At 43.6% G+C, this 17,967-nt stretch carries 16 protein-coding genes; 2 read left to right on the forward strand and 14 right to left on the reverse strand.

The features are described from left to right. Positions 1 to 732: 732 nt before the first annotated feature. Positions 733 to 1,740 (reverse strand): YncE family protein, encoded by a 1,008-nt coding sequence (locus A3860_RS36630; RefSeq protein ID WP_081155566.1) that lies wholly within the window; start codon positions 1,738 to 1,740, stop codon positions 733 to 735. A 246-nt stretch (positions 1,741 to 1,986) separates the two neighbouring features. Between A3860_RS36630 and mgtE the strand changes: the two genes are divergently transcribed. Next, positions 1,987 to 3,366 carry a magnesium transporter gene (mgtE, locus tag A3860_RS36635; protein ID WP_081155567.1) on the forward strand — a complete coding sequence of 460 codons (1,380 nt, stop codon included), beginning with the start codon at positions 1,987 to 1,989 and terminating at the stop codon, positions 3,364 to 3,366. Here the strand turns inward: mgtE and A3860_RS36640 are convergent. Genes A3860_RS36640 through A3860_RS36650 form a run of 3 tightly spaced genes read right to left on the reverse strand, consistent with a single transcriptional unit; the run spans position 3,346 to position 8,605 of the window. Beyond that, a complete protein-coding gene (locus A3860_RS36640; RefSeq protein ID WP_081155568.1) occupies positions 3,346 to 6,387 on the reverse strand; it encodes an efflux RND transporter permease subunit in 3,042 nt (1,013 codons plus the stop codon). The genes mgtE and A3860_RS36640 overlap by 21 nt on opposite strands. Positions 6,388 to 6,398: 11 nt before the next feature. Beyond that, the gene (locus A3860_RS36645) at positions 6,399 to 7,310 is read right to left on the reverse strand and encodes an efflux RND transporter periplasmic adaptor subunit (protein WP_081155569.1); all 912 of its coding nucleotides are present in this window, start codon (positions 7,308 to 7,310) and stop codon (positions 6,399 to 6,401) included. An 11-nt stretch (positions 7,311 to 7,321) separates the two neighbouring features. Next, on the reverse strand, positions 7,322 to 8,605 hold the full coding sequence (locus tag A3860_RS36650; RefSeq protein WP_143774446.1) for a TolC family protein: 1,284 nt from the start codon (positions 8,603 to 8,605) through the stop codon (positions 7,322 to 7,324). Positions 8,606 to 8,746: 141 nt separating this feature from the next. On the opposite strand from A3860_RS36650, the gene A3860_RS36655 reads away from it, so the two are divergent. Continuing rightward, positions 8,747 to 10,261 (forward strand): glycosyltransferase family 39 protein, encoded by a 1,515-nt coding sequence (locus A3860_RS36655; RefSeq protein WP_143774447.1) that lies wholly within the window; start codon positions 8,747 to 8,749, stop codon positions 10,259 to 10,261. Here the strand turns inward: A3860_RS36655 and A3860_RS36660 are convergent. From A3860_RS36660 to A3860_RS36710, 10 genes are all read right to left on the reverse strand, one after another. Then, positions 10,258 to 11,700 carry a SulP family inorganic anion transporter gene (locus A3860_RS36660; protein WP_216823596.1) on the reverse strand — a complete coding sequence of 481 codons (1,443 nt, stop codon included), beginning with the start codon at positions 11,698 to 11,700 and terminating at the stop codon, positions 10,258 to 10,260. The two genes, A3860_RS36655 and A3860_RS36660, sit on opposite strands and share 4 nt — an antisense overlap. A 13-nt stretch (positions 11,701 to 11,713) precedes the next feature. After that, on the reverse strand, positions 11,714 to 12,007 hold the full coding sequence (locus tag A3860_RS36665; protein ID WP_143774448.1) for a hypothetical protein: 294 nt from the start codon (positions 12,005 to 12,007) through the stop codon (positions 11,714 to 11,716). A 115-nt stretch (positions 12,008 to 12,122) separates the two neighbouring features. Then, a complete protein-coding gene (locus A3860_RS36670) occupies positions 12,123 to 12,731 on the reverse strand; it encodes a class I SAM-dependent methyltransferase (RefSeq protein ID WP_081155574.1) in 609 nt (202 codons plus the stop codon). Between the two features lie 16 nt (positions 12,732 to 12,747). Next, positions 12,748 to 13,197: a DUF983 domain-containing protein gene (locus tag A3860_RS36675; protein WP_081155575.1), complete on the reverse strand. Its 450-nt coding sequence runs from the start codon at positions 13,195 to 13,197 to the stop codon at positions 12,748 to 12,750. Between the two features lie 19 nt (positions 13,198 to 13,216). Next, on the reverse strand, positions 13,217 to 13,828 hold the full coding sequence (locus tag A3860_RS36680; protein ID WP_081155576.1) for a methyltransferase domain-containing protein: 612 nt from the start codon (positions 13,826 to 13,828) through the stop codon (positions 13,217 to 13,219). 89 nt (positions 13,829 to 13,917) lie between these two features. Next, on the reverse strand, positions 13,918 to 14,625 hold the full coding sequence (locus tag A3860_RS36685) for a Crp/Fnr family transcriptional regulator (RefSeq protein ID WP_081155577.1): 708 nt from the start codon (positions 14,623 to 14,625) through the stop codon (positions 13,918 to 13,920). 60 nt (positions 14,626 to 14,685) lie between these two features. Next, positions 14,686 to 15,276 carry an HD domain-containing protein gene (locus A3860_RS36690; RefSeq protein ID WP_143774449.1) on the reverse strand — a complete coding sequence of 197 codons (591 nt, stop codon included), beginning with the start codon at positions 15,274 to 15,276 and terminating at the stop codon, positions 14,686 to 14,688. 56 nt (positions 15,277 to 15,332) lie between these two features. Then, positions 15,333 to 16,352, reverse strand: a complete 1,020-nt coding sequence (locus A3860_RS36695) for an amidohydrolase family protein (protein ID WP_081155579.1) — start codon at positions 16,350 to 16,352, stop codon at positions 15,333 to 15,335. Between the two features lie 213 nt (positions 16,353 to 16,565). Next, positions 16,566 to 16,817, reverse strand: a complete 252-nt coding sequence (locus tag A3860_RS36705) for a hypothetical protein (RefSeq protein WP_081155581.1) — start codon at positions 16,815 to 16,817, stop codon at positions 16,566 to 16,568. Positions 16,818 to 16,908: 91 nt separating this feature from the next. Then, on the reverse strand, positions 16,909 to 17,952 hold the full coding sequence (locus A3860_RS36710; RefSeq protein ID WP_081155582.1) for a T9SS type A sorting domain-containing protein: 1,044 nt from the start codon (positions 17,950 to 17,952) through the stop codon (positions 16,909 to 16,911). Positions 17,953 to 17,967 lie beyond the last annotated feature (15 nt).

Genomic DNA, 17,967 nt, shown 5'->3' on the forward strand with positions numbered 1-17,967 from the left:
ATCTAAAGATTGACCTGAATATTTTTATTCATATATCAAAAAAATACCAATGCCATGGCACTGGTTCTACCGGTGACAATATTATTTAATTCGAATAAATAACAACCATTTTTTTGATAGAAGGTCATTGATGTTCCGTTTTTAAAGCAGCATATTCCTGCATTCAGGTATATAAGGCCTGAGAAGTGTACTTTTTTCCGGTATTTAAGTGAATAAACAGGCAAATTGAGTGAACCTGCGTTATAAAAAAATTAGTTATTAATGATCTTAAGTGATCTTTTATGGAAATAAATGGAGTTACAAAAAAAGAGAGCTGCAAATTGGAAAAAAAATTTACTTCTGCTATCAGGCAATCAACTTTCCCTAAAAGTAATGTACTTTAAATGAAATGATGTTACAACCGGCAAAAAGTAGTTATCTTTTCTTTAAATGATGTTAATTCTGATAAAAAAATTATCTCCAATGCAGGAAAAATTATAACTGCCAATTCTGATGTTATAGCCCGGGAAAAAGTAGTTATCGTCCACAAAAAAGTAAGTATGACCCGTAATAAATAATTATCGGCTCTTAAAAAGTAAGTATGACCCGGTAAAAGGTAAATATCGGCCTCCAAAAAGTAAGTATGACCCGGAAATAATAAATATCGGCCTCCAAAAAGTAATTATCGGCCCAAAAAAGTAACTATCTCCCGGCAAAAGTAGTTTTCGCGTGGATAAGAAATATATTCTGCCATCAATACCCGAATACAAGCACCTGGAACGTATTGGGAATTATAGCAGGCCGGCCATTGGCGCCTGCAGCAGCCTCAAAGTCGGCAACGGGCAAATAGATCTTATGGCTGGCAGTATCAATGGCAAGGGTACGCGCCCCTTTTTTTGTAGTAACAGTAGTTACTTTACTAAAGCTGTCTTTTGAATTTTCCTTTATTACGGTTAGCGTTCCATCACCGTTTGACGTAAAAATAGTATTACGGCCGGCATCAAATGCTACCCCGTCACAATCGGCGCCTATGGGTAACGAAGCCACCACTTTACCATTGGCAGCATCCATTACAACCAGGGTTTTATTATCACTGCAGCCCGAAAACAACCGGTTGGTTGTTTTATCAAAGGCCAGGCCGGTGGGCGCTTCTCCGGAGCCCAGCGGCCAGCGAGCTGTTACCTTAAAACTACGGGCATCTATTGCCACGATCTCGTTTTTGTCTTCAATGTTCACATAGATCATTCCGGCGCCATTGCTTACTGCTTCTTCCGGTTTACCGCCTACAGCTACCGTAGCCACTACTTTATCAGTGGCGGGGTCAACAAAGGTTACTTCATGACTGCGACCATCGCAAACAACCACCTGCTTTATAAACTCATCGTATATAATAGCATCGGGGTTCTCCCCTACCTTTACCTCACCCGTGACCGCATTTGTTTGCCAATCAAATACGGTAAGTGTATTTAACCGGCCATTACTGGTATACCCTTTTTTCAGGGCAGGCACAAATGCAATGCCATGCACACCGGTCGTATTGGGAATAACGGCAAGGGGCGTACCGGTTGAACTCTCCACCACATTCACCTGCGTACCATGCGATACGTACAATTTATTTGAATTGGGTTGAAGCGACAGGTAATCCCAGCCGCCAGAACCACCTATATGAAAAGTAGTCAATAGTTTAATACCCGTCGCAGGCTGGGCGCTGCAGCTATTTACACCTATAACCAGTGTGATTATATATAAAGAACGTAGCATAAGAGCAATTAATATTTCCGCCAATTAACAGGCGCATTCTGAAGGAATGTTGGAGCCCCTCGCCCCCATAATTAAGGGTTGCCAGGTCTAAAAACCACTAAAATTTATTAAAAATGATAAAGCGATTGTTAACGCAATCGCCGGCCCCGATATTTCCCTTTCAATTTGCTAATTTGTCCCCAATTGTATAACATTCATTCTATCAGCCTATAGCACCTTTTTAGTAACGACACCCAATGAAGTAATATGAACTTTAAAGAACTAACCAGTAAAATATTAAAAGGCGATATCACCGGCCTGCTGGGCTTTAGCCGTGATAACAAAAATGTACATCCGGCCGAAATAGCAAGGGTACTGGCCGGAATGCCGTTTGAGGCCACCTACCAGGCCTTTCAATCGTTCCCGGTAAAAACGCAGGTGGGCATCTTCCCCTACCTCGACGCACTTACGCAAAAAAAGATCATCAGGCAGTTGGGCAATGAAAAAGCCGCCTATATTTTAAATGAACTAAGCTCCGACGACCGGCTAACTTTTTATTCTTCCCTGAAAGGTGTTGAGCTGTCGAACTTTATTGAATACCTGAACGAAGCCAATAAAGATACCACTCATGACCTGTTAGGTTATCCCGACAACAGCGTGGCCCGGCTGATCAATACAGATTTTGCCTCCATTGAAAGGGGAATGACCATTGCCGAAGCCGCTGAACATTTACGTAAGTACCATAAAGACACAGAGGCTGCCAATGATATCTATGTGGTAGACAATGAGGGAAAACTGATCGATGACATTCCCGTTCGGCGACTGGTATTAAATGACCCTCAAAAGAAAATAGAAGACATCCTGGATGGCTTTTGCGCCCTTTTACGCATTACCGATAGTAAAGAACAGGCCGTTGCCCTGTTTAAGGAATACGACCGGGTTGTATTGCCTGTCGTAAATGCTGATAATATCTTATTGGGGGTGCTTACCGTTGATGATGTGCTTGACGTAGTGGAAGCAAGGGACACCAAAGAAATGCAAAAATTCGGCGGTCTCGAAAGCCTGGACTATCCGTATGTAAAAACGCCTTTTTTCTCCCTGATCAAAAAACGGGCCGGCTGGCTCATCGTGTTGTTCATCAGTGAAATGTTAACGGCAACAGCCATGTCGTACTTTGATATGGAAATTTCAAAAGCGGTAGTGCTGGCGCTGTTTGTTCCATTAATAATTTCAAGTGGGGGTAACAGTGGCTCGCAGGCCGCCACACTTATTATCAGGGCCATGGCCGTTAAAGAGTTAACGATCAAAAACTGGTGGTATGTCATGCGCCGGGAAATTTGTTCGGGTTTAATATTGGGTTTGATACTCGGCAGCATCGGCTTTTTGCGCATTTCATTATGGCAAAATTTTCACTGGTATAATTATGGGCCGTACTGGATGCTGGTTGCCATAACCGTTTGCCTCTCACTCATTGGTATTGTAATGTGGGGCACCTTAAGCGGTTCCATGATACCCATCGTTTTAAAACGTTTTAAACTCGACCCCGCCACCTCTTCGGCCCCGTTCGTTGCCACGCTGGTTGATGTAACCGGGCTGGTCATTTACTTTACCATAGCGGCTATATTATTAAAGGGAACTTTGCTGTAACCGGTCTTTATAAATAAAACGTATACCCGTTGGCAATACGATCAGCAATAAGGGTAACGCCATTACAAAGCCGCCGATTACGGCAATGGCCAGTGGCTGGTGCAACTGGGCGCCGGTACCAATACCCAATGCCAGGGGCATTAACGCTATAATGGCGCCCAGCGCCGTCATCAGCTTGGGCCGCAACCGGGTAGAGATGGAATAGATAATAGATTCATCGGTATTTTTTTCATGAAGCGATTCTTTGAATTGCAGAAAAGTAAATACAGCGTTTTCGCCAATAATGCCCACGATCATAATGAGGCCGGTATAGCTTCCCACATTCAGTTGCGTACCGCTAAGGTACAATGCCAGGTAACTTCCAGAAATGCCCAATACGGCAATACCTAAGATCAATAAGGCTACCCTAAAACTTTTGAACAGGAACAGGATCACGGCAAATACCAGTAAACTGGAAGAGACCAGGATCATCAGCAATTCCCTGAACGATTGTTGCTGACTGGCATATGAACCGCCATATTCAATATGATACGATGGCGGCAATTCAACGCCGTGGGAAAGTTTTTTTTGCACATCCTTCATCACGCTTCCCAGGTCCCGGTTTTCCAAACGGGCTTCTATTACGCCCATTGATTGCAGGTTTTCGCGTTTAATTTCTGCATCCCCCCCATTGATATTTACCTGCGCCAAAGCCGAGATGGGTTTTAACCGGCCGTCGGGTAAAAAGATCTGCAGTTCATTAATATTTTTCAAACTCAAAGTCCTGCTGCCGGGGTATACCAGCCTGATGGCTGAATACTGTTGCCGTTCAAATAAATTGCCCACCACGTTTCCCTGCAGCGAGGTTTGCAACTGGTATTGAAAGCCGGCAGCCGTAAGGCCAAATTGCGCCAGCTTTTGATAATTAGGCAGCACGCTGACAGAGGGGCCGGCGATAACGATGCCATCAAATACATCGGCTGTACCCGGCACCTGTTCCAAAATACCGGCTACCTGTTTCGACAATACCTGTAACTTTTTTTGATCGTCGCCAAATACTTTTATTTCAACAGGCTGTACACTGGTCATCAGATCGCCCAGCATATCACCGATCACCTGTCCAAAATCGACCCGCAACTCCGGCTGAGAGGTTTCTATTTTATTACGAATGTCTTCAATGACGGCGGAAGTGGTCCGGCTTCTTTTCTTTTTCAACTGTATTAAATAATCGCCGCTATTAGGTTCGGTAATAAAGAAACCCATTTGTGTGCCGGTGCGGCGGGAGTAAGCCTGCACCTCGGGTATAGTGGTTATTATTTTTTCTACCTGCCGCAGCTCCCGGTCTGTTTCCTCGAGCGAGGTGCCAGGCGGTGACGTGTAATCGAGCACAATGCTGCCTTCATCCATTTCAGGCAAAAAGCCGGTCTCCAGTTTTGGAAGCAAAATAACGATCAAAATGATTAACGCAACAGCTATTCCAATACTGATATAGGGCCGGGTGATAAAGAACGACACCCATCTTTGTGTTTTTACAGCGTGTGGCGTTTCCTCCCTTATTCTTCTTCGGGCAGCCTTTCGCGTCAATAAAAGATATACCACGGGCAATCCGAGCCAGGTAACAAAGAACGAACACACCAGGGTAATGATCATGGTATTGGTCATTACACTGAAGTAAGCCCCCGCCACCCCGGTCATTAATAAAAATGGAATAAAGATCACGATGGTGCTTACAGAAGAGCCCAGCATGGCCGGGAAAAGGTAACTGATGGCCTTTTGCACCAGGGTAGTTGAGGGTTCTTCGGGATGTTCTTCATGGGTGCGGTGAATTTGTTCCACCACCACAATAGCATCATCGATGATGAGCCCAATGGCTGCGGCAATAGCGCCCAGGGTCATTATATTGAAGGTATACCCTATTGCATACAGCACGATCAGGGTTAAACAAAGGGTAATGGGAATGGTGATCAGCAAGGTAGCGCTGGCTTTCAGCGAACGCAGAAAAATGATCGCTACTATAATAGCCAGTACGAGCCCTATCCAAAGGCTGTCGGTCACACTTCTAATAGAATCCTTTACAAAATTGGCCTGTATGTAATAAGGAACGATCCGTACATCTGCGGGCAGTATTTTTTTCAACGCTGCCACCCTGGCTTCAATTTTATTCGACAGGTCGACCAGGTTGGCATTGGGTTGTTTAATAACAGCCACCAGCACCCCATCCCTGCCATTGGCATTGATCTTTATATATTCCACCGCGCCGTTCACCTGTACATCGGCAATATCTTTTATTGTCACCACTCTTTTGCCGTCGTTCTTTATGACGATCTGTTCCAGCTCTTCTTTATTATGCACCGTTGCATCGGTTACGGTAAGGTATAAATAACGATAGTCGGTTAAATAGCCGTTCGATTTTATAAAATTGGATTGGTTGAGTGCGGTGGTTATCAGATCGGGGGTAACAGACAGGGTGCTCATTTTTTGTACATTCAACTGCAGCCAGTATTCTTTTGTTTTACCACCGGTGATCCTGATCTCCGATACGCCATCTACCTGCGACAAAAATGGTTTAATGGTATAGTTGGCAATAAGCTTTAATTCAATGGGCGACCGGGTATTGCTTTCGAGGGAATAGCCCATTACCGGCAGTATTGATGGATTCATGCGGGCTACATTGATCTGGGTTTCGGGGGGCAGGTCGTTTCTGATCTCCGCAATTTTTGATTCAATCCGCTGCTGGCTGATATCGACATTGGCATTCCAGTTCAGAAAGGCGGAGATTTCGCAGCTGCCCCGGCTGGTGGTACTGCGAATGGTTTGCAGATCGGGCACCTGTTTAATGGCCGCTTCGAGTGGTTTGGTTACCGTTACCATCATTTTATCGACTGGCTGCAGGCCTGCATCGGCTATGATCTTGATCTTGGGAAAAGTAATTTCAGGAAATAATGAGGTTTGCAACCTGGTATATACAAAGGTTCCACCGGCTATAATGAGCACCAGCAGAACGGTAAGCGGGTTTTTATGGGTGAGAAAAAAGTTATTCACCTGTAACTGTTTTACTGCTTTACTATTTTAATTTTCGCGGTATCGGGCAGGCCATAACTGCCGGTGAGCACAAACCGGTCGGCCGGCGAAAACCGGGGCGAATCAATTTCTACCTGGTTATTGCTTTCCAATCCCTTTTTAACCGGCACCTTTACCGCTACCGTATCACCGGCCACCTTCATAACCCAGAAATTTGTTTGCGTTTCGTCGCTCAACACAGCTCCTTTTGGCAATGACACCACACTGGCTTTTGCAATTTTTTCAACGGTCACTTTGGCCACCAGGTTCACCGGTAATTTGTTCTGGTTCACTTTAATAAAAATACTCTGTGTTTGCGAAGCCGAATCAACCATGGCCGTTACCTGGCTGATGGTGCCGGGTAATGACTGGCCATCGGGTAATTTCAGCAATACATTTTTCTTCCCTAAAATATACGGCCTTAGTTCATAGGGCAGGTTGAGCACAAATACAAAACTGTTCACATCATTGATAACTGCCAGTTGCTCCCCTTCCTGTACATAATCGCCGGTTTGATGATCTACTTCCGAAACATGCCCCGTTAAAGCAGCCCTTATGGTAATAAGACCTGAAAATTTAAAGGTGGAATCCAGCGCATTGATGGTATTGCCAATACTGCGGGCTTCTTTTGTTTTTAGTACAAATAACTCACTGCCTGCCGGCACTGTTTTTCCCACAATGGCATTTACCGTTTGCAGATAGCCATTGGCACTGGCCTTTACAATGCTTTTTTGCAGAAAGGCTGAGGTAGCGTTCAGTTCAACATATTCCGCCATAGGCGCTATTGTAATACCCGTAATAGTTACCGGGGTAATGGTTTCCGGTTCCGGCGCATCATCATCTGCTGCCTGATGACCACAGGAAATAAAGGTTGCCAATACAAAATATAAAACGATCCTGATCATATATATGCATATTACCTGTTCCAGTAATTGAGCTGGTTGATAATTTTTAACCGGTCAATATAATTTTGAGTAACCAGGTACCGGGCATTAAAATAATTGGTAAGCGACAGTATAAAATCGGTTACCCGGATATCACCGGTACCAAGCAGCTTTTCATTTACCGTAATAAGCGTTTCGGTATACCTGATCTGCTGGTTAATATCGCTGATCAGTTTTTCGGTGGCATGCAGCTGCTGCAACAACTGAAAGATCTGTTGCTCCCGTTGGCTAATAAAATAATCTCTTTTTGCCTGCCTGGTTTGCTCCTGCAGGTCGATCTTTTGATACTGCAACCTGCGTTGCCGGCCATCGTAAATGGGTACAGAGAGGTTTAACCCAACACTGGCGCCCATGTTTTTGCCGGGGTGCACGGTAAGGGATGAATTATAGCCCGCATCGGCAACCGCATTGATCTTTGGGCGGTAGTTTATATCGATCAGGGCCCGGTCGTTCCGCAGTTTCAGGCTATCGAGCACATATTGCCGGTAAAATGCCGAGCTGGTATAGTCTGGAAGCGAATTCAATGTAAGCCGCGGGTCTTCCAGCACCGGGGCAGCCAAAGTATCCCGGATACCCGAGAGGTAGTTCAATGCCGCATAATCAAAATTGTATTGTATTTCGAGCTGGGTGGTGTTCAGCAATTGTTGCTGCCTGGTAACAGCAAAGGCGAGGTAGTCGGCTTGTTTGAACACATTGGCTTGCGTAAGGCGTTTTAATAGTGAATCTTCCCGCCCTAACAATTCATTGATCTCTTTATTGAATTGCAGTTGCAGCCAGTCGCCAAACGTAACGATGTACTGATCGGTGATCGTTTTTTTAATATCCTGCTGCGACAGGCGGATATTGTTGGTTGCCGACTGTGCCTCTATGGTAAAGCCGGCAATCTGCGTAGCTATACTCCTGCGGCCAACAAATGCCTTGTTAACTGAAAGTAAAGCCTGTAGCTGTCCCTTATTGGTTATCGCTTCATCGTACCCATAGCCATTAATGACAGGCGCATACAAATTGTTACTGACACCTGTTACCTGGGGACGCAGCGTGGCACGCAGGATCTGGCTATCTATCGATAGCGACGCCACCTGGTTTTGAAAGTCTTTCAGTAAAGGGCTGTTTTTTATAGCATATCCCAGGTAGTAATCCAGCGTATTATGCTGCGCCGCTGCGCATAGTGAAAGCAGGAGAACAAGTATAACGGTACCTGCCCTCAACAAGTTAGATCCAATGTATTTGCTTCGTCTGAAGTGAACTATCACCATTGACCGGGATTTCCAATCAATTTGCATTCAAAAACCGGGCCCTGCCCACTTCAAAATTCCTTCAGAATTGAGTGTTTAATTAGCTTATTCTTCCTGCGATATTTTTTCGGGCTTGTTTTTTAAAAGCGTGACACATGAGCCTTGAACAAGAAACTTAGATACTTCGATCTTCCGGTCATCACCTCAGGAACAAGCAAAAAGAGCCTTGTCGTTTTTTTTATATTACTATTTCTTATCGTTTTAAGATTATCATTAACAGGCCTGATGGGGCTTATGCCACAGGATGCCTATTATTTTTTTTACAGTGAACACCCGGCCCTTTCTTATTATGACCATCCGGGCGCAATAGCATGGGCGTTATGGTTTTTCACTTCTTTGTTAGGGAAAAAAGTATTTGTCGTAAAGCTGGCGGCCACTATTGTTACATTGTTGACACAAGTAGCTTTTGCGGTTTTAGCTATGTGTTTTCTGGATTTTAAAGGGGTATTACTGGCAATGATATTGTTGCTTTCTACCGTAATGATCTCTGTATTATCCCTGATTGCATCACCCGATGTTCCGTTGGTATTTTTCTGGACCCTTTCTTTAATAGCGTTATACCTGGCTGTTTTCAGAGAAATAAAGCAATGCTGGCTTTGGGCTGGCCTGTTAATGGGATTGGCCTTCGACAGCAAGTACACCGCTGTTTTTCTTCCTGCCGGCCTTATCCTGTTCCTGGTATTAACGCCTTTATACCGGAAATTACTTTTATCAAAGTGGTTATATGCCTGTTTGCTGCTTTTTATTATCACTGCCCTGCCTGTTATAATCTGGAACTATGATCATGATTTTGCTTCATTCAGATTTCAATCGGTTAACAGGGCCGAAGAAGCCGAAAGCAGTTATTTTAGTGTAAAAGACTTTTTTGGCGTTATTGGCCATCAGGCATTTTTGCTGGTACCTGTATTATTCTTTTCCCTGATAGCCATGTTATGGGGGTTCTATAAAAAATACCGCCTCAAATTAAGTAGTATCCCGGCGCAACAATTATTTCTACTTTCCTTCTTTGCACCAGTTTTTATTGGCTTTTTGTGTATCTCATTTTTTTATTGGGTAAAAATAAACTGGATCATGCCGGCCTATATCACCGGTATAATACTGGCAGGCATGTATGTAAAACAGAAATGGGTACTGCCCCAATTGATTGCATCCCTGGTTATTCATATTGTAATGGCGGTGGAAATTATTTTTTACCCGGTAATTGTGCGATCAGATGATACCTGGGTTGGCTGGAATGATTTGTCGCAACAGGTAAAAAGCATTAAGGCCCATTACCCCGGTTATTTTATCTTTTCTGCAGATGATTATAAGACTGCTGCCGTATTAAACTTCTATTATGATGAAATGGTATATGGTAAAAATATCCTGGGGGAGCCGGCTTTACAATTTGATTATGTAAATACCAATTTGCAAACCCTGAAAGGAAAGAATGCACTGTTTATTGACTCTCACCCCAACCTGTCAGATTGCGAAACCTATCTACCAGTTTTAAACCGGTATTTTACGCAGATCACTCCTTTGCAACCAATTCTGGTAAAAAAAGGAGGCAGCGTGGTTAGAAAATTCTGTGTATATGCCTGTTTGAAATATAACCCACCGGCACATCAGGCGCCTTAGTGTATTGCTGTTACATTTACCTTTTCAATACCAATGGTATATAACGTTATGTGCCTGTCTTTCGCCTTGTTTTCAAACTCGCTTATTATTTCAAGGATATCGTAATCTACGAAATTACAATTACTGCCGTCAATAGTTAAAATACTGTTCTCAGGCACTTCATCCAATGCCTTTTTTAGTTTAACCTTATTTAAAAAAGTTACATTGCTGTTCAGTTTGATCAGCTCTGTTTCCTTACCATTCATAACCGTTCTGGTGATCCTGTACTCGGCCCTGAAATTATTCTGAATAATAAAATAAGCCGACAGTAATAACCCTATACTAACGCCAATTAAAAGGTCTGTAGCCAGTATCATTACGATAGTCAGTATAAATGGCAGAAATTGCTTCCAACCCAGGCTAAACATGTTCTTATACAGTTTTGGCTGGGTAAGGTTATAACCGGTCATAAGCAGAATGGCTGAAAGCGCCGCGTAAGGGATCCTGTTTAATACAAAAGGTATTAGCACAACCGCCAGCAACAACAAGGCCCCATGGGTAATGGCCGACATTTTCGTTCGGGCGCCGGCGTCTACATTGGCCGACCCGCGCACCACTACCGCAGTTAAAGGAATGGCCCCCAATACGCCGCAAACCATATTGCCAATACCCTGGGCGATCAATTCCCGGTTCACCGGGGTAATGCGATTATGCCTGTCGAGCTTATCAATGGCTTCAATACATAAAAGGGTTTCCAATGTGGCCAGCAACCCAATAACCACACCGTTCTTCCAGATCTGTATATTGGAGAAAAGCCGCTTAAATTCAGGAAAGGAGAGCTTTGAAAAGATATCAGCAGGTATATTTACCAATTGATCCTTTTCCACAGCCAGTATTCCGGAAAACAATATCCCCATACCAACAACCAATAACGGAGCCGGCAAAAAGGAAAACTTTTTTGCAAAAGGCAATCGCATCAACACCAGTATCAACACCGAGCATATGGCAATTAATAATGAAGCAGTGCTTACATGATGAAGGAAGGGTTTAACCTGATTTATAATCAGCATAAGACCAATAGCTGCCAGCATTCCTTTGATCACCGCCGATGGAAAATAGTTGGCAATTGCGCCCAATTTCAATACGCCCAGCAATACCTGAAAAGCTCCGGCAATAATTACTGTAAGCAGGAAAGTTGGGTAGTTACCTAACGTAATAATGGAAGCAGCCACTAATGTTGTTAATCCTGCTGCCGGACCACTCACAGCCAGTGGTGAGGCGCTGATGGCGGCCACAACGATGCCGCCGATCATCCCGGATAAAAGGCCTGCATACAGGGGAGCGCCTGACGCCAGGGCGATACCCAGGCACAACGGTAACGCCACCAAAAAAACAGACAGCCCTGCTGCAAGATCGTATCGCAGCCACATGATCCGGTAATATTTTAGTGTTCGTTTCACCTCGCTGACATTTTCAGGATTTCTTATTGTAAGAGACCAACACATCCATCCCATCCCGGGGATGAGTAGCCCAATCTACGAGCAACTTGCTGTTGATTGATTCATATATTTCTATTTCACCCTGATCGCCCGGGAGCTCCTTCATAGGGATCAGCACCAGATACCGGGGTTCCATATAATCCAATCTTTTGTCGGATGTAAAGCCTTTAACCTGAACATACTGAAATCCGCTGTGCTTTAATTTTTCCAAAACAGCTATAGAGAATGGAGCCGTGGTCCCAAAGTTATCCCTTGTTTCGTTTTTCATTGTCAGTGTTATTTCTTTTAGCATCTAAAATAAGTTTGGAGGGCTGGTCTTTTGTTTAGGGGTACATCATATCCTCACCGCAACCCGTCCAAACTACCGGGTAGGAATTAAACCATCATATCTTTATCCAGAACTTTAACAGGTTATCAAAATGTGTTTCAGCCAACTTGTAGCAGGGCGGTATTTCATCGCCCCAACTGCAATAAGTTGCCACTCTTGTACCAACGCGCATTCTCTCTAATTGATTATACAGGTAAATGCTATAATAGTTATACAATTCATTCGAATAAACGATCTCATTATCTATCTTTTCGGCGCCATCCAGGTTTTCAAAAAAAGCATTGTAGAAATAGAAATGATCATACTCACAAAGATTAAGCTGGGTAAAATTGCGATGCAGGAAATGTACATTTTGAAACCCCAGTTTTTTCCGGGCCAGTTCGGCATGTTCAATCAACTCTTTTCGTTGCTCAACCCCAAAAAACGAAACAGCCGGTTTATAAAACGCTCCGGCCAAACAGAATTTGCCTACCCCACTGCCGATATCCAACACTTTTACCTGATCGTTTTGCGCCAGGTATGATACCACTTTTTGTGTAATGTATAGTGGGGACCAATGCATGCGCGACAATGCTCTTATGGGTTCCGGATATAGTTGAAGCATTTTAGCATCGGTACTAAACCAATTTTCCAAACGAAGCGGTGTTTTAAGGGTAGGCTTCATAAAATGTGTTGTAATTTTAATTGAGCTGCATTTCACTTTCAGTAGCATCCGTTTTTTCTGCGTGCCAGTTTGCATTATAACGTACAAAAAACGATAACCATATTGCCCTGGACAATCGCATTAAATAGGGCTGTAACAAAACCAATAACCCTATATTTATTCCCAACCACCAAAAAAATCTATTATCATTCACCGACATCCCTATCAATACCCACCAAGCAACGAATGTAGTTACGGATAATGCCACTGTTAAAGCATAACTAACATATCCCGTACCATAATAAAACCCCACTTCTAATTCCATACGCTGATCACAGACCGGGCATTTATCATGCATCTTCATTACATGTTTCAATTTGTAAGCACTCCGCACCTGAAACATATCGCCTGACCGGCAGCGCGCACACTTATTATGAAGCAGACTCCATAAATAACCAGGCTTTTGATCTTTTTTATCGGCACACATACTTTTAGCTGTTTTTTTATTACAACACCTTTATCCAGAATTTTAATAACGTTTCTACCTGTGAATCTACCAAATGATAATCCGGCGGTATTTTATTATCCAGGCAATGAAAAGTAGCCACCCTTGTTCCCGCAGGCATTTCTTTGAGCTTTTTATACAACTGTTTATGATAAAAATTGAACAGGTAGGTTGAGTAGGTTATATTATCGTCGATCTTCTCATTATCCAACAGGTTTTCATAAAATGAGTTAAAGAAATAAAAATGGTGGTATTGCCTGAAGTCGAGCTCGGTAATATTGGAATGGATAAAATGAACATTTTGCAATCCGAGTACCTCCCGGGCGTTTTCGGCATGCTCCACAAGATCTTTGCGTTGCTCAACGCCGTAAAAAGAAGCATGCGGTTTATAATAGGCGCCGGCTAAACAAAACTTACCAACTCCACTTCCAATATCCAGTACTTTAACACCCGGATGTGTTACCAGAAATGGCGCCACCAGCCGGGCAATATGTACTGGCGTCCAATGCCTGGCCGCCAGTAATTGAATAGTTTCAGGATATAATTTATTTAATTGGGCATCTTTGCTAAACCAGTGATCTATTGAATTGGGGTAAGTTTGCGGTTGATACATATTTGTACAAAAGTACCTTGTTTATTAACCGCTCACAGCAGGTCATTGTCACTCCAAAAAGTGACTTTTGTCAATTTTTAATGCAGGAATTATTTATAATTGGCAATTTTTATAAGCTGGTTAACATCATGTACAATTATCTTCCGGCCCTTTGTTTCAACGATACCAGCCTCTTTAAATTCGGCCAAAATACGTACGGTAGTTTCACGGGCAGTGCCTACAATATTGGCCAGGTCGTCGCGGCTGATATTGATCTCTACCGGCATGCCTGGTTGAAAATTAACTTTATACTTTTCTCTTAAGACTATCAATTGCAAAGCCAGTCGTTCCCTAACCGATTTTTGCGCAAAAACCGAAAGGCTGTTGGCTAATACAGCGAATTCATGACTTAAAGTTTTCAGCAAGCGTTTACTTAATACGGAGGACTGTTGCAAAACGTTTAAAAAATCTTCCCTGGGAATAAATGCGATCCTGCTTTTTTCCAGTGCGGAGGCAGAATCGGGATAGCGGTCTTCAGAAAGAATGGCATGGTAACCTAAGATCTCGCCCTGGTTGGCTACATAAATGATATGCTCCCTACCCTCTTTGTCTACTTTATACTTTTTTACTTTTCCGTCAATAATGTAAAAAATACCGGCGGGATAGGCGGCTTCCCTGAAAATGATCTCCCCCTTTGAATATAGCTGTTCCGTTTTATTGGCGGTGAGTAAAGCAAAATCCTCAGGGGGCAAATCCATTAAAATAGATTCGCTTTTAAAGTCCCATTTATCAATTGGAAAAATGCCGCGTATACTCATCTGACGGCAAATTTACCTTATTTAAGGCTGTTTCAGGAGATATTTACAACAGCCGTGAATTTACTGCAGCTGCGCCTTCAGCCACGCTATATTCTTTTCCTTGCCGGCATTCAGGAGATACTGGCAATAGGGCGTATAAAACCGGTGCACCTCTAAAAAACGGAGTGTTTGTACAGGCTGGTTAGCCAATTTGGTATGCAGGCGCGACTCATTTTCCTGCCACACCAGTTTATTGAGACTTTTAAAAGTATCTGTACCCAAATGATATGTATCTGCATCGCAGATTATTTTTTCGAGCAGCGAGTTGGGTTTTGCGGGCATTTTGGTTGACAATATGCAGGCCGTGATTGCTTCAGCGGTTGCCGGTTCAATGGGAAACGCAGCCAGGAATTCCAACATCAATTGTACACTTTTTTCTTCGTGGTGCCCCCCATCACCAAACAAATAGCCCGTATCATGAAACCAGGCAGCGCTTACAACAATAAAGAGGTCGTCATTATCGAGCCGGTTATGATAGCTTATTTCATAGGCATGAGCCACTACCTGTTGCGTATGCGCAAAATTGTGATATAATAATTGCGGCCGGTGATAGGTATCGAATAAATTCTTCACATACATCTCGACGGCTCCTAACAGGGATCTTTTTTCCATGCGTAATAAAAGACAAATCTTCTGTGCAATTCTGAAGACATTCTAAAGTATCCTTCTTAATACATCTTCCTTATCTCCTCTGCCGTTAACCGTAAAAACCGGGCAGCGTTATTAAACAGGATATCGCGCTTTTGATTGTTGCTCAGGAACTTAGCCTGGTTAATAGTTTGTATGCCGGCTTCAATAGCGCCCGGCCAGATCATATTATCAGAACCAAACAGTATCCGTTTGCCAAACCCGGCATTCACCAGGCGTTCGAGGTAAAAATAAAATTCCTTTTTGGGGATCATAAAACAAATGGCTGCCACATCAACATACAATTGCGGATGTGTATACAGGGTAGCCAGCATATCATCGAGCATGGGCCAGCCGGCATGCATGGCATATACCCGTAATTTGGGATGCCGCAGCAAGGCTTCTTCCAATCCCAATGCGCTGTGCAGGCGCGCCCGGTAACGGGGTGAACCGAGATAGGGCGCACCAGGCGCACCACAACCCACATGAATACCAACAGGAACATCGAGCCGCTCTGCCATGGCCAAATATGGTTCGAATAAGGAATCGCCGGGCGAATAGCCTTCGTATTGTATGGTGACCTCACCAAAAACTTTGAACTCGCCCGAACGAAAGAGTTTTTCAAGCGAATCAACGGTCAATCCTTCGTGACGCGCACTATTAAAATCCCAGTGTATGGAAGGGATGATGCGGTCAGGAGCTTCCTTCTTCCATTTTCTTACAACATCAATATCCCCGCTGGTAATGCCATACACATTGTTCTTCTTCATAGCGGCGATTGTAAGCTGCCGCAGCGAATCTGTTGTGCCGGGTGAACGAAGCCAGCTGTTGCTCCAGGCATTTGTTCGCAGGGCTGAATCAAACACCATGCTGTACTCATTTGCGGCATCAGTAATACCCAGGTCGCGAAAGGGCGCTCCAATACAAGGCGTTGCACCACGACGATCTTTAACCCGTTCGGCATGTACATGCATATCAATAACAGGCAATGGTTTTGTTTGGGAAAATGAGGCAGATAAAATGAAGTGAGAAATGAATAAAAATAATAAACGTTCTTTCATAATGCAGCGCCGGCTTTCCTTCTATGATTGTAAGCGATTCATTTTCCATAAAGTAACCCGGAATACCGGCGTACCGGAGGTACAATTATGGCCCGTAATAAAATGTTCCATTAGAAACAACTTGATCAAAGTCAATATTTATAAATATTTATTACCGGAGTATTATGATATCATTAAAATTATTAATTTACAGCATAGGATAAGGTTTAATGGTTAATGGTATTTGATTAGTGCAGCCTCCCTCCGGGAGGCTTTTTTTATGGCCCTATATAAGCCAATTACATCTATAGCCGCACGCACCAACACTAAAAACATAATTACCATCGTTGCAAACAGCGCCCCTACTATTAAAGGTGAGCTCCAGAAACTTTCTTCGTTTAATTGATTAACAGGGGCGATAACCTCATTTGCGGAGAGTATATTACAAAGAAGTAATGCAGGAATTGTTAGCAGTACTGATTTCATAAACAGCAATCCCCTTTTATCTGTTAATTAAAATTAATATGCCAGATAAAAGGGGAAAAATATACCACTTATTTCATCGAAAGCGAATAGTCTATTGTTTCAAAACTTTTTTGACCACCACGGTTGAACCGTTATGAAACAAAACAAAATATAATCCGCTGGCAAAGCTACTCATATCAATCGTGGAAGCGTTTGTATTGGCTGGTAACCACAGGTCTTTCATGAGCATTCCCTGTACGTTCAGGATCTGAACATGGCCATCGGTTGCCACCTGGGGATACTCGATCTTCAGTTTACTTAATACCGGATTTGGCGACAAGCCAAAATCAGTACGCTCACCTGGCAATGCCGCCGTTTGAATGCCCAGGTAATCCCAGGCTACAGAAGATGTTGTTCCTTCTGCCACTCTAAATGCATCGAGGTCGGCTGCCGGGGTATACATGCCGCTTTGAAAGAGCTGCAGGGCATTCCATTGGGGCCCGTAGGGAACTTCGCCGGTAGTGCTTAGGGCAAAGGAGGCTGTACATTTGGAACCGGGAGCCGGTTCAGCAACGGTAGAAGGATTCACCCACAGGAACGCCTTATCAGGGCCATCATTCACAATATCGTAGCGTATTACTATTAAATAGGTGTTGCCGGTGTTATACCTGGCATCGGTGGTGGTAAAAGCAGCATTGCCAATTCCTACAGCAATCCCAAACTGTATCTCCTTACTGGCGCCCGGTTCCTGCTGTACAAAAAAACGGCAGGCAATATTGGGGGTTAATGCCGTAGTATCGCGCAGCACCAGGTAAAAGAAACCTATATTACTCATTACTTCGTTTACCCGTATAACGAAACTTGTAAAAACTGTTTTGCTGGTGGTTGTCTGGATCTTTGCAGAGAATGGTTTGTAGGGGTCTTTACCATCAACATGATCAGTAGTGATATACTGCCCGCCGCAGGAATAGGTTGTGTATAGCAACGGACGGGCATCATTAACAACAACCTGAGATCCGGTATTCTCCTCGCCCCACCTACCCTGGCCTTTGAGGGCGCCATTGGTATAGCCGGTAAAATTTTCATTGAGCACTAACTGTGCATGTACGGTAAGGGCAATAAAAGATACCATGACAAAAGAGTACATCTTTTTCATCTTAATCGGGATTTT

The sequence above is a fragment of the Niastella vici genome, assembly GCF_002077945.1.
Lineage (GTDB): Bacteria > Bacteroidota > Bacteroidia > Chitinophagales > Chitinophagaceae > Niastella > Niastella vici.